This window comes from Streptomyces coeruleorubidus (assembly GCF_008705135.1).
In the GTDB taxonomy this organism is placed as follows: domain Bacteria; phylum Actinomycetota; class Actinomycetes; order Streptomycetales; family Streptomycetaceae; genus Streptomyces; species Streptomyces coeruleofuscus.
The window spans coordinates 7,671,695-7,683,687 of record NZ_CP023694.1 but is presented as its reverse complement, the minus strand read 5'-3'; the positions used below and the strand labels follow the sequence as shown (position 1 = coordinate 7,683,687).

The window sequence follows — 11,993 nt, the reverse complement described above, 5'->3', positions numbered from 1 at the left end:
GCGCTGTCGCGTAGCTCGGGAGCCTTCCGCGTCCCCCTGGCCAGGGCACCCAAACGTGCGCCGGGGCCCTCTCGGCCCAACGCCGCCGGTTTCCGGACCCGCGCCCGGGTACCCGGTGCGGGATACGGACCGCCGATGTCGCGGAGGCACTCCCCCATGCCCGAGTACGGTTACTTCCTCTCGTGCGAGCAGTACGGACCCGCCGAGCTGATCGAGCAGGCGCGGATGGCCGAGCAGGCCGGATTCCAGGCGCTGTGGATCTCGGACCACTACCACCCGTGGAACGACGAGCAGGGCCAGAGCCCCTTCGTGTGGTCGGTGATCGGCGCGCTGTCCGAGGCGGTGTCCCTGCCGGTCGAGACGGCGGTGACCTGCCCGACCGTGCGGATGCACCCGGCGGTGGTGGCACAGGCCGCGGCGACCAGCGCGGTGATGACGGAGAACCGCTTCCGGCTGGGTGTCGGATCCGGCGAGGCGCTCAACGAGCACATCCTGGGTGACCACTGGCCGCCGGCCCACGTCCGTCTGGACATGCTGGAGGAGGCCATCCAGGTGATGCGCCGGCTGTTCACGGGCGAGGAGGTCAACCACCACGGCCCGCACTACACGGTGGAGAACGCCCGTCTGTACACGGTCCCGGACGAGCCGATCCCGATCGACATCTCCGGCTTCGGCCCGGCGGCCACGCAGCTCGCGTCCCGCGTCGGCGACGGCTACATCACCATCCAGCCGGACGAGGCGATGGTGGAGCAGTACCGCAAGGGCGGAGGCGGCGGAAAGCTCGTCAGCGGCGGGACCAAGGTCTGCTACGACACCGACAAGGACGCGGCCGTGAAGACCGTCCACCGGCTCTGGGCGAACGAGCAGCTGCCCGGCGAGCTGGGCCAGGTGCTGCCGTCCCCGAAGCACTTCGAGCAGGCGCAGCAGCTGGTCACCGAGGACATGGTGCGTGAGAACCGGGTGTGCGGCGACGACGTGGACGAGCACGTGGCCGAGCTGAAGCAGTTCGCCGACGCGGGCTTCGACCGGGTCTACGTCAACCAGATCGGCCCGGACCTGCGTGGCTTCTTCGACTTCTACCGCACGAAGGTGCTGCCGCAGCTCCAGCAGGCCGTCTGACGGAGGGCCGGTCAAGGCGTGGACACCCCCCCCCACTGCCCTAAGGCGTGGGGGGGGATTCCTACCGGCGGGCCTGCCCGGCCAGTTTGCGTGCGGCCAGGACCCCCGCCGCCCCCACGGTCAGGGCCGCGCCCATCCGCCGCCGGTTCCGTGAGACCCACTGCTGCGGGCTGTCGTGCACGGCCTCGTCGTCGAACCGGCCGTGCGCGCCGAAGTCGTGGCCCTGCGGCCCGTCCGCCGGAGCCCACAGGTTGGCTGGCTCATCGTGCCGCTCCTCGTCCTGCTGTGACGAGAAGCCCGTGCGCGCCAGGTAACGGTCCAGCAGCCCGGGGACGACGGCGTTGGCGAGGAGCGTGGCGGCCGTGGAGGCGCCCACCCAGTACTCGCGGCGCCCCGCATGCGACGCCGCGTACACGATCGCGCGGGCCGCGACCTCCGGCTGGTACACGGGCGCGACCGGCCGGGCCCGGCCCTTCATGCGGTTCAGCACCCACTCGAACTGCGGGGTGTTGACGGCGGGGAGCTGCACCATCGTCGTACACACCCCACTGCGCGCGTGCAGCAGTTCGCACCGCAGGGACTCGTTGAACCCCTGGATGGCGTGCTTGGCGCCGCAGTACGCCGACTGGAGCGGGATGCCCCGGTAGGCGAGCGCGGAGCCGACCTGCACGATCGTGCCGCGGTCGCGCGGCAGCATGTGGCGCAGGGCCGCCCGGGTGCCGAACACGTAACCCAGGTAGGTCACTTCGGTCACGCGGCGGAACTCGTCGGGGCCGATCTCCGTGAAGGGCGCGAAGACCCCGGTGAAGGCGTTGTTGACCCAGACGTCGATGGGCCCGAACGTGTCGACGACCTGCTGGGCGGCGTCGTCGACGGCCTTGGCGTCGGAGACGTCCACGCCGATGACGAGGGGCTCGCCGCCGGCGCTGCGCACCTCGTCGGCCGCGGCGGCGAGCCCTTCACTTCCCCGGGCCAGCAGGGCGACCCGGTCGCCCCCGGCGGCGAAGGCCCGGGCCGTGGCCCGTCCCACGCCGCCGCTGGCCCCGGTCACCACGACGACACGGCCGTGCGGTGTTGCTGTCGTGCTCACTTCGGATCACGCCCCGCGGGGAGGCACGTCGGGTTCGTCGGTCGGCCGCGGGGGCACCACGCCGGGGGCGGGCCCGCCGGCGGCTCCGGCGACCGGCCCGGCGGTGGGCGGGGCCGGCGGCACGGGCGGCACACCGCCGGGCACTCCGGTGCCCGGTGCGGTGGTGCTCTCCTGTCCCGGCGTCATACCGGCCGCGTGCGCGGGGCCCGGCGGGGACGCGGCCGGCCGGGCCATGCCGCGCAGCACGTACGCCGCGACACCCAGGATCGCGGCGGTGATCAGCGCGGCGGCCCAGTCGGGCAGGCCGAGGGCGAGGGCCAGTCCCACGGCGAGCGCGAGGGCCGCGCCCGCGTACAGGGCGAGGGCGCCGGACGCGGCGTACAGCGCGGCCTTGCGGCGCTGCTTGCGCGTCTGCTCGCGCAGTTCGTCCCGGACGGTCTCGCGCGCCACCTGTGCCAGCTCGTCGACCAGATGCTTGTCCAGATGCTCCAGGTGATCCAGCGGCTTCATGCCCGGCCGGGTACCCTCGCCCCCTCGCGCGTAACTAGGCTCCTCCCCATGGAGATTCTGGGTGCCACACTGCGCGTCTGCGTCGACGACCTCGAGACCGCGATTCCCTTCTACGAGCGGCTGGCGGGCGGCAGAGCCCAGCGCTTCGAACGGGGCGGTGTCCAGGTGGCCGCGATCGGCTGCTTCCTGCTGATGAGCGGGCCCCCGGCCGAACTGGAGGTGCTGCGCAAGGTGGCCGCGACGATCGCCGTGACGGACGTCGAGGAGACCCACAAGGTGCTGACCGAGGTGGGCGCCCACATCATCGCGGGCCCCATCGCCTCACCGGCCGGACGCAACCTGATCGCCCTGCATCCGGACGGATCGGTCTACGAGTACGTGGACCGCCAGGCGTGATCCGGGCCGGGGCCCGGCTCAGCGCCGCCGCCCCGGCTCTGTGACCATCTCGGCGGTGATCGCCCAGCGCTCGTGGTCGCGCCAGTCGCCGTCGACGAAGAGCATCCTCGGCGAGAAGCCCTCCAGGCGGAATCCGCAGCTGCGGGCCAGGGCGATCGACGCGGCGTTCAAGGGCTGGACGTTGATCTCCAGCCGGTGCAGCCGCATCGGGCCGAACGCGTACCGCACGACGAGGTCCAGCCCCTCGCGCATCAGCCCGCGCCCGGCGGCGTGCGCGAAGGCGCCGTAGCCCAGCGTCCCGGACTGGAAGCCGCCCTCGACGATGTTGTTGACGTTGATGAAGCCGCCGATGGCCCCGTCGCTCTTCTCGCAGACCAGGAACCCGGCCTTGGAGTGATCCTCGATCAGCCGCCCGGCGTACGCGGTGTACGCCGGGGTGGTGTCGGGCGGGAAGAGCCACGGGTGGTGCAGGTCCTTGCTCTCCCGCGCGCGGGCGGTGAACTCGGCGGCGTCCTCGTAGGTGAAGTGGCGTATGCCCACCCGGAGGCCTTCGGCGAGGTAGCGGGATGCGTGGTGCGGCATCCCGCCACAATAACCGCGCCGGCTGTGTCTCCTCAGGCCCCGGAGACAGGGCCCGGCGACAGGACCCGGCGACTCAGGACCCGGCGACCGGCAGCCGGAGCACCCCGGGCTCGCGCGGCCCGCCGACCACGGTCACCGGCTTGATCCCCCGGTTGCCGAAGTACGCGTCGTCGCTCGCCGCGATCACGAACCGCAGCCGGTGCCCGGTCTCGTACCGGTGCACGATGCCGGGCAGCGTGACGGTGAAGCTCTTCGTCACGTCCGGCACCCGGACCGGCGCGACCAGGCGGCGCACGAGGGTACGGGTGCCGTCGGGGGCGACGTCGTAGATCTTGGCGAAGAGGACCAGCTTGTCGGCCGCGTCCCCGGAGTTCTGCGTGCGTTCGGCCTTCGGGGAGTGCACCTTGAGCGTGGCGCGGGGTGCGCCCACGACGTCGAGGGGGTGGTCCAGCGGTTTGCTGGTCCAGTCGAGGTAGGTGCCCTTCGTGTCGTGTGGCGGTGAGTCCCGCAGCCCGATGAGTCCGGCCAGCGAGCTCTCCGAGTGGCTCGTGGGGATCAGCCGGTTGGTGTAACCGCGCGTGCCGCGGGCGACCTTGTTGCGGTTGTCGACGAGCTTGCCGTCCCCGGAGAGGTAGAGCGTGCGGTTGAGCGCGGGGAGGCGGTCGGCGGTGGCGTAGGTGCGGTTCGGGTCCGTCACCCAGTCGCGGTAGTAGGCGAAGGCCGGGCCGGTGTCGGCGTGCGTCCGCTTGCGCAGGTGGCGGTCGAACCAGGCGAGGACGCGCCGGCCGACATAGCTGGTCTCCAGGTTGCCCTTGGACAGGTCGAATTCACCGGTGGCGGGGCCGGTGGGCCCGCCGCTGTGACCCCAGGACTGCCAGATCATCTTCACGGGGGTGCCCTGGGCCCGGAGCGTCCGGTACGTCGCCGTGGCCTCGTTGAGGTTGAAGAGGGTGTCGGCCTGCCCCTGGACGAGCAGGGTGGGCGTCCTGACGCGGCGCAGGTACGACACCGGGGAGACGCGGCGGGCGAAGGCGAGCAGCTCGGCGGTCCGGTCGGCGGGGTAGGTGCCGGAGTTGAGGGTGTGGATGGTCCGGCAGGCCTGGGTGACGAAGTGCAGACAGGTCAGGGAGTTGATGCGGGAGGGGTCGAGGCTGGGCTGGAGCAGGGGCTGGCCTTCGCCGATGAGGTAGAAGCCGTTGGTCCACTGCCATTTGAAGACGCCGGGGACGCCGCTGCCGCCGACGGCGTTGTTGGGGTCCAGCGAGTACGCCAGGTCGTGCCAGGTGATCATGGGGACGAGCGCGTCGAGGCGGTGGTCGACGGCGGCCGTCGCGAGCTGGACTGCGCCGCCGTAGGAGCCGCCGATCATGCCGACGCGTGGGTCGCCGGGGCCGTCGAGGGTGACGAAGTCGGCGGTGGTGCCGTCGTCGGCGGCGCGCTTGCCGCCCAGGAAGTCGACGAGCTGCGCGGCGGCCGCGCCGTCGATGTCCGGGTCGTCGAGGGAGATCAGGCAGCCGCTGCGGCCGAAGCCGAGCCCGGAGTAGACGAGGGAGACGTAGCCGCGCTGGGCGAAGGCCTTGCCGATGCTGTCCGTCGAACCGTCCGACTTGCTGCCGCCGAAGCCGTTCGTGCCGAGCACGGCGGGTGCCGGGTGTTCCCGGTTCACGCCCGCGGGGCGGTACAGGTCGGCGTCGACCGTGCAGGAGCGGCCGCCGGCCTGGACGGTGAATTTCAGCGGGGTGACGGTGTAGGGGTCGGCCGCGGAGGCGGGTGGGCCGATGGCGAGGGGGGCGGCCAGGGCGGCGCCCAGAGCGAGAGCGAGGGGAGCGCGGGATCTGGGCACACGTCGGGACACACGGACCTCCACGGTGAGGGGCGACGACAACCTGGACAACCCGGATACCGACCAGTAGGCACAGGCCGGTAGCCATGTTGTGACACGTGTCAGGGCCCGTCAATCACCGAAACGAGTGTTCTTGACAGGGTTTCAGTAGCGGCGTGCTCAGCTCAGGGCCGGCGCGTCGAACGTCAACGTGCCCGTGGAGGCGTCCAGTTCGGCCGGGATCCCGAGGGGTATCGTCAGCGCGCCCTCGCAGTGCCCGAACCCGAACTCCTCCACGACCGGGACGCCGAGGCCGCCGAGCCGGTCGGCGAGCACCGCGCGCAGCTCCTCGTACGGGCCGCATGCCGCCCAGGACCCGAGCACGATCCCGGCGACCCCGTCCAGCCAGCCGGTGCGCAGGAGCTGGGTCAGATACCGGTCGACGCGGTACGGGCTCTCGCCCACGTCCTCGATCAGCAGCAGCCCGCCCCGGGCACCGGCGAGGGCGTGCGGGGTGCCGAGGTCGCTCGCGAGCAGGCTGAGGCAGCCGCCCAGCGTGACGCCACGGGCCCGTCCGGGCACCAGCGCGGAGCCGCCCGGGGTCAGGGCGGTGACGGTCCGCACGGACTGGGGCTCGAAGAGGGTCGCCCGGAGGTGTTCCTGCGTCCGGGCGTTCTTGATGAAGTCGACACCGGCCGCCGCCGGGCCGTACAGGGTGACCAGTCCCAGGCGGGTGGCGAACGCCTGGTGCAGGACGGTGATGTCGCTGAACCCGGCGAACACCTTGGGGCCCGCCGCCCGCATCGCCTCCCAGTCGAGCAGGTCGGCCATGCGCTGCGCCCCGTACCCGCCCCGGGCGCACAGCACCGCGGCGACGGCCGGGTCGCACCAGGCGTTCTGGAGGTCGGCGGCCCGCTGGGCGTCCGTGCCGGCCAGGTAGTCGAACTCCCGGTGGCGGCCGAGCACATGGGGCGCCACCACGGGGTCGAGGTCCCAGCCGCGCAGGACGTCGAGCCCGGCCTGGAGCCGCTCCTCGGGCACGGGCCCGCTGGGCGCGACGACGGCCACGCGGGCGCCGGGGGCGAGCCGGGGTGGTCGCAGCAGCGGTCTCACTTGGCGAGCTCCAGGATCGGGACGCCGGGCGGGTTCAGTCCGAACACCTGGGCGTACAGGGAGAACTCGGCTTCCAGGGCGCGCACCATGGTCTCCGCCCTCCGGAACCCGTGTCCCTCCCCCTCGAAGGCGAGGTAGGCGTGCGGCACCGGCCGGTCCCCGAGCCGGGCCAGGAACCGCTCGCACTGGACGGGCGGGCAGATCACGTCGTCCAGGCCTTGGAGCAGCAGGAACGGCACGTCGAGGCGGTCGGCGTGGGTGGCGGGTGAGCGCTCCGTGTAGCGCGCGGGCACGTCGGCGAGCGGCCCGATCAGGCTCTCCAGGTAGTGCGATTCAAAGTCGTGGGTCTCCCCCGTGCCCCAGCCGGTGAGGTCCAGGATGGGGTACTTGATCGTGCCGCAGGCGTAGACGTCGGTCGTGGTGAGCGAGGCGGCCGCGGTCCAGCCGCCCGCGCTGCCGCCCCGGACGGCGAGCCGGCCGCGGTCGGCGGTGCCCTCGTCGGCGAGGGCCAGGGCGACGGCGGCGCAGTCCTCGACGTCCACCACGCCCCACTGCTCGCGCAGCCGCTCGCGGTACGCGCGGCCGTATCCGGTGGAGCCGCCGTAGTCGACCTCGGCGACGCCGATGCCGCGCGAGGTGAAGTAGGCGATCTCCAGGTCGAGCACGAGCGGCGCGCGTCCGGTGGGCCCGCCGTGCGCCCAGACGACGTAGGGCGGCAGCTCGTCGCCGGGCGCGACGCAGCCGGGGTGGTGCGGCGGGTAGATGTGGGCGTGGATGTCGCGTCCGTCGGGGCCGGTGAAGGTGCGGATCTGTGGCTCGGGGTAGTACGCGGGATCCACGGCGTCGTCGTGCTCGGCGCCGATGACGCGGGCGTGGCCCGTGCGGGCGTCAAGCTCGACGACCTCGTAGGCGCTGCGCGGACTGGCGCCGACGGCGACGATCCGATCTCCGTGCGCCGCGAGGGTGGGGGCGAACTCGGTCCAGGGCCCGGCCGCGTCGACGACCTCACCGGTCTCGGGGTCCAGGATGCCGAGGGCGGTGGCGCCCCGGCCGTGGACGACGGCGATCAGGCCGCTGTCGAGCGGCGCGAACCATCGCATGCCCAGTTTCCACAGCGCCCCGCCGAACTCCTCCTCGCGCGGGCACAGGGGCTCCCCGTCGAGGTACAGGTTCCACCAGCCGCTGCGGTCGCTCGCGTGCAGCAGGCGGCCGTCCTGGGTCCAGTCGGCCTGGGCGACGGACTCGCCGGGCCCGCCGGCGACGGTCCGGGCGCCGTGCAGGGTGCCGTCGGGGCCGACGTCGGCGAGGAGCAGTTCGGTGCCGTCCCACGGCATGCGCGGATGGTCCCAGGCGAGCCAGGCCGCCCGCCGCCCGTCGGGCGACAGCCGCGCTCCGGTCACGAACCGGTGCCGGTCGTCGGTGAGTTCCCGTACGGCGTCCCGGTCCCGGGCGGCGGAGCCGTCCAGCGGTACGGCGGCCAGGACACGGCGCACATCGGTGGGCCCGGCGCCGGTGAACTCCTCCAGGACGCACCAGACCTCGCCCCGCTCGGGCCGCAGGTGCGGCTCGGCCCAGCGCAGTCCCGCGCCGACGTCGGACACGGGCGTGAGCGGACGCGGCTCGCCGCCCGGCTCGTACCGGTACAGCCGCTGGTCGGCGAAGTTCACGAACACCACCAGCGGGCCGTTCTCCTGTGGGAGGGCGGTCCAGGGATGTCCGCCGTACTCGATGACCCGGCTGCGCACGTTCCACGGCGCGGGCAGCAGCGACTCCTCCGTACCGTCGGCGTGCCGCCGCACCAGGGTGCGCCGGCCCGCCTCGGCGGGGCGCGGTTCGGTCCACCACACCTCGTCGCCGGCGAACCCCACGTAGTCCGGGTGCCCGTCGTGCGCGGCGGCCAGGGCCGCGTCGATGGGCGAGGGCCAGGCCCCGTACGCCAGTGTCCGCACCGTCTCCCCCGCTCGCCTAGGCCGTCCGCAGGAACCGGTCGAGCACGCGGACACCGAAGTGCAGCGCCTCGACCGGGACCCGCTCGTCGACGCCGTGGAACATGGCGTTGTAGTCGTAGCCCTCCGGCAGCTTCAGCGGTGTGAAGCCGTAGCCGGTGATGCCGAGGCGGGAGAACTGCTTGGCGTCCGTGCCGCCGGACATGCAGTACGGCACCACGTGTCCCTCCGGGGCGAACTCCTCGACGGCGGCCCGCATCCGGGCGAACGTCGCCGAGTCCACCGGCGCCTGGAGGGCCACCTCGTGGTGGTGGAACTCCCACTCCACGTCCGGCCCCGTGAGCAGGTCGAGGGTGTCGCGGAACTCGTCCTCCCCGCCGGGCAGATACCGGCCGTCCACGTGCGCCACGGCCTCACCGGGAATCACGTTGATCTTGTAACCGGCGTCCAGCATGGTCGGGTTGGCGCTGTTGCGGACGGTCGACTCGACGAGCCGGGCGGCCGGTCCGAGCTTGTCGAGCAGCCGGTCCACGTCGGTGAGGTCGGGCTCGATGCCGTACAGCGCGGCGAGTTCGGTGAGCGCGGCGCGCACGGTCGGGGTCAGCCGCGGCGGCCACTCGTGCTCGCCGATCCGGGTGATCGCGGCCGCGAGCCGGGTGACCGCGTTGTCCTTGTTCACCTTGGAGCCGTGCCCGGCCCGGCCGCGCGCGGTGAGCTTCAGCCAGGCGGTGCCCCGCTCACCGGCCGACAGGGGGTAGATCTGCCGTCCGGCGCCGTCGTGGAAGGTGAAGGCGCCCGACTCGCTGACGCCCTCGGTGCAGCCCTCGAACAGCGCGGCGTGCCGGTCGGCGAGGAACCCGGAGCCGTCCTCGGCGCTGGCCTCCTCGTCCGCGGTGAACGCGATGACGATGTCCCGCCGTGGGCGGACGCCCTGGCGCGCCCAGGCGCGGACCACGGCCAGGATCATCGCGTCCATGTTCTTCATGTCGACGGCGCCTCGCCCCCAGACGACCCCGTCGCGGATCTCCCCGGAGAACGGGTGCACGCTCCAGTCGGCGGCCGCGGCGGGTACGACGTCCAGGTGGCCGTGGAGCAGCAGCGCGTCGGCCGAAGGGTCGGTGCCCTCGATGCGGGCGACGACGTTGGTGCGGCCCTTGGTGCGCTCCAGGAGCGTCGGCTCGATGCCGGCCTCGGCGAGCCGCGCGGCGGCGTACTCGGCGGCGGGCCGCTCCTGGCAGTCGCCCCCGCCCCGGTTGGTGGTGTCGATCCGGATCAGGTCGGACGTGAACGTCACGACCTCGTCCAGCGCCTGCCCGTCCGCCTGCTCAGCCATACTGCTCCTCCACCGCGGCCGCGACGATCGTGGTGACCGCCTTGAAGGCGCGGATGCCCTCGTACATGTTCTCGCTCGTGTAGGCCACCTTCCGCTCCCCGATGCGGTCCACCCCCGGCACGACGGTGGCGGCCATGGCCAGGTGCTCGGCGTCGAACTCCACGGCGACGGTGAACGGGCCGCCGCGCACGGGTTCGTGACGCACCGCCAGCGACGCCGCCTCCTTGGCCGCCGCCCGGATGTCGGCCGCGGTCCTGGCGGGCGTACGGCACACGGCGGCGTACCGCGAGACGTGGTCCTTCACGGCGACCTTCAGCGCCTCGGGCGCGTACCCGAGCGCGTCCTCACAGGCGACGTCGTCCCCGGTGACCAGCACGACCGGAACCCCGAACTCGGCGACGACATGGGCGTTGAGCAGCCCCTCGCTCGCGGGTACGTCGTTCAGCCACACGCCCGTGATCTGGTTCGCGAGGTAGGTGTGCGCGAGGACGCCCTCCATGCCGGCGCCCGCGTGGTACCCGACGAACGCGATGCCGTCCACGTCGCCGTGCTGCACACCCTCCACCATGGACAGCGCCTTGTGCCGGCCGGTGAGCAGCTGGGCCCGTTCGTCCAGTTGCTCCAGCAGCAGGTTGCGCATGGTCGAGTGCGCCTCGTTGACGATCACCTCGTCCGCGCCGCCGTCGTAGAAGCCGAGCACGGCGGCGTTGACGTCCGAGGTGAAGAGCGAGCGGCAGCGCTCCCACTGCGAGGCGCCCGGCAGCACGTCGTCGGGCCAGGTGACGCCGGTGGCGCCCTCCATGTCGGCGCTGATGAGGATTCTCATGACGAGCCGTCCCCCCGGGTGGAGATCTTCATGGTTCGTCACGTTACGCGCTGCGGGCGTAACCGGCTACGACATGTCACCACCGTATCGGCAGGTCGGTGATGAACGCGGTGAGCCGGTCGGCGAGCAGGCGGTTGTCACGGGCCGAGTAGTGCCAGTGGCAGCCCGTGTGGTCCAGGCCCGTGTCGTCGACGCGCCAGTAGCGGACCCGGCGATCGCCGGCGGCGGTGCGTTCCTTGACTACCTGCTCGACGTGTCCGGCGAACGGCCCGGCGCCGACGGCCACCACGGTCGTCCCGGCTCCGTAGCGCGCCCGCAGCTTCTGGATGAAGTCGCCGTAAGCGCTCCGGTAGGCGGCGGCGAGGCTTTCGTCCGTCCATGGCTCGCCCGGGTTGACGGGCGTCGAGAAGTCGTTGGTGCCCAGGTGGACCACGACGAGCTTCGGCCGCCAGGTGCCCGGGTTCTGCCAGACGTCGCCGGGCACGTTCAGCAGCGCGCGATCGTAGAAGGTGCGGTAGTTCACCTCCGGCGTCCCGCCGTTGTAATTGCGCACCATGCCCAGGCCCGAATACGCGTTGATCTGGTAGTCGGCGCGCAGCCGCCGGGCGGTGAGGGCGCCGTAACTCACGTCGGCGTTGGTGGTGCGCTGGACCTGCTCGCCGGTGCAGTCGCGGGAGGTCGAGAGGTTGCCGTAGCCCGCCGTGAGGGAGTCGCCGACGAACTCGATCTGGCGGCTGCGCGCGGCCGGTCCGCCGAGGACGGCACCACCGGGCGCGGCGACGAAGCCGCCGAACGAGCTGGTGCTCCAGGGGGTGTCGTTGCGCTTGACGAGCCGGACGGTGTGCACCCCGTCGCGCAGACCGTCGATCCAGTGGGTGGTTCTTCCCGGCGTGACGAGGGTCGCGGCGGTGGTTCCGTCGATCTGGACGTCGTAGTCGGCGGCCGGGTCGTCGAGCACGACGCCCACGCCGGTGCCGCGGAACCGTCCCTCGAAGTACACGCCGGGCCAGCTGTACTGGAGCACGCCTCCGGCGTCCTTGACCCGCCCGGCGGTGTGCACGCTTGCGCGCACACCGTCCTGGTCCGGTGGGGCGGCGGTGGCGACCGCGGTCGGGCCGGCCAGTGCCATCGCCGCCGTCGACGCGACCAGCATCCGTAACCAGGGCATCGGCATGACTGTCCTCCGGGGGACGAGGCAGGTGCACGGAACGGGACGACATGACCGTACACCGACAAAAACCCCGCCCACCAGACCG

11 protein-coding genes are annotated in these 11,993 nt (G+C 72.7%); 2 read left to right on the top strand and 9 right to left on the bottom strand.

Going from position 1 to position 11,993, the window contains the following annotated elements; genetic code table 11:
• Positions 1–156 precede the first annotated feature (156 nt).
• Positions 157–1,119, top strand: a complete 963-nt coding sequence (locus CP976_RS35405) for an LLM class F420-dependent oxidoreductase (protein ID WP_150483988.1) — start codon at positions 157–159, stop codon at positions 1,117–1,119.
• 61 nt (positions 1,120–1,180) lie between these two features.
• Here the strand turns inward: CP976_RS35405 and CP976_RS35400 are convergent, their stop codons facing one another.
• Together CP976_RS35400 and CP976_RS35395 are read right to left on the bottom strand one after the other, a co-directional pair.
• Complete coding sequence (locus CP976_RS35400) at positions 1,181–2,209, bottom strand: SDR family oxidoreductase (RefSeq protein ID WP_150483987.1); 1,029 nt, start codon at positions 2,207–2,209, stop codon at positions 1,181–1,183.
• A 6-nt stretch (positions 2,210–2,215) separates the two neighbouring features.
• A complete protein-coding gene (locus CP976_RS35395) occupies positions 2,216–2,719 on the bottom strand; it encodes a phage holin family protein (protein WP_150483986.1) in 504 nt (167 codons plus the stop codon).
• A gap of 48 nt (positions 2,720–2,767) precedes the next feature.
• Between CP976_RS35395 and CP976_RS35390 the strand changes: the two genes are divergently transcribed.
• Complete coding sequence (locus CP976_RS35390; RefSeq protein WP_059420053.1) at positions 2,768–3,115, top strand: VOC family protein; 348 nt, start codon at positions 2,768–2,770, stop codon at positions 3,113–3,115.
• 18 nt (positions 3,116–3,133) lie between these two features.
• Here CP976_RS35390 and CP976_RS35385 read toward each other — a convergent pair whose 3' ends face one another.
• The 7 genes from CP976_RS35385 to CP976_RS35355 all read right to left on the bottom strand — a co-directional run bounded on the left by CP976_RS35385 (position 3,134) and on the right by CP976_RS35355 (position 11,905).
• Complete coding sequence (locus CP976_RS35385) at positions 3,134–3,697, bottom strand: GNAT family N-acetyltransferase (protein ID WP_150483985.1); 564 nt, start codon at positions 3,695–3,697, stop codon at positions 3,134–3,136.
• Between the two features lie 73 nt (positions 3,698–3,770).
• On the bottom strand, positions 3,771–5,552 hold the full coding sequence (locus tag CP976_RS35380) for a CocE/NonD family hydrolase (RefSeq protein WP_229875278.1): 1,782 nt from the start codon (positions 5,550–5,552) through the stop codon (positions 3,771–3,773).
• 147 nt (positions 5,553–5,699) lie between these two features.
• On the bottom strand, positions 5,700–6,632 hold the full coding sequence (locus CP976_RS35375; protein WP_150483983.1) for a S66 peptidase family protein: 933 nt from the start codon (positions 6,630–6,632) through the stop codon (positions 5,700–5,702).
• Entirely contained in the window at positions 6,629–8,581 is a 1,953-nt protein-coding gene (locus CP976_RS35370; protein ID WP_167537478.1) for an LpqB family beta-propeller domain-containing protein, read from the bottom strand. Before CP976_RS35370 ends, CP976_RS35375 begins: the two co-directional genes overlap by 4 nt.
• A gap of 16 nt (positions 8,582–8,597) precedes the next feature.
• On the bottom strand, positions 8,598–9,911 hold the full coding sequence (locus CP976_RS35365; protein WP_150483981.1) for a M20/M25/M40 family metallo-hydrolase: 1,314 nt from the start codon (positions 9,909–9,911) through the stop codon (positions 8,598–8,600).
• Positions 9,904–10,737, bottom strand: a complete 834-nt coding sequence (locus CP976_RS35360; RefSeq protein ID WP_150483980.1) for a M55 family metallopeptidase — start codon at positions 10,735–10,737, stop codon at positions 9,904–9,906. The genes CP976_RS35365 and CP976_RS35360 overlap by 8 nt, the downstream gene beginning before the upstream one ends.
• A 76-nt stretch (positions 10,738–10,813) precedes the next feature.
• Positions 10,814–11,905, bottom strand: coding sequence for an SGNH/GDSL hydrolase family protein (locus CP976_RS35355; protein WP_229875280.1), 1,092 nt, complete (start codon positions 11,903–11,905; stop codon positions 10,814–10,816).
• Between the last annotated feature and the right edge of the window lie 88 nt (positions 11,906–11,993).

Bases quoted from the DNA above. Each gene is read 5' to 3' on its own strand.
- CP976_RS35405 (WP_150483988.1), top strand. From the start codon at position 157: ATGCCCGAGTACGGTTACTTCCTCTCGTGCGAGCAGTACGGACCCGCC.
- CP976_RS35395 (WP_150483986.1), bottom strand. From the start codon at position 2,719: ATGAAGCCGCTGGATCACCTGGAGCATCTGGACAAGCATCTGGTCGAC.
- CP976_RS35390 (WP_059420053.1), top strand. From the start codon at position 2,768: ATGGAGATTCTGGGTGCCACACTGCGCGTCTGCGTCGACGACCTCGAG.
- CP976_RS35385 (WP_150483985.1), bottom strand. From the start codon at position 3,697: ATGCCGCACCACGCATCCCGCTACCTCGCCGAAGGCCTCCGGGTGGGC.
- CP976_RS35365 (WP_150483981.1), bottom strand. From the start codon at position 9,911: ATGGCTGAGCAGGCGGACGGGCAGGCGCTGGACGAGGTCGTGACGTTC.
- CP976_RS35360 (WP_150483980.1), bottom strand. From the start codon at position 10,737: ATGAGAATCCTCATCAGCGCCGACATGGAGGGCGCCACCGGCGTCACC.
- CP976_RS35355 (WP_229875280.1), bottom strand. From the start codon at position 11,905: ATGCCCTGGTTACGGATGCTGGTCGCGTCGACGGCGGCGATGGCACTG.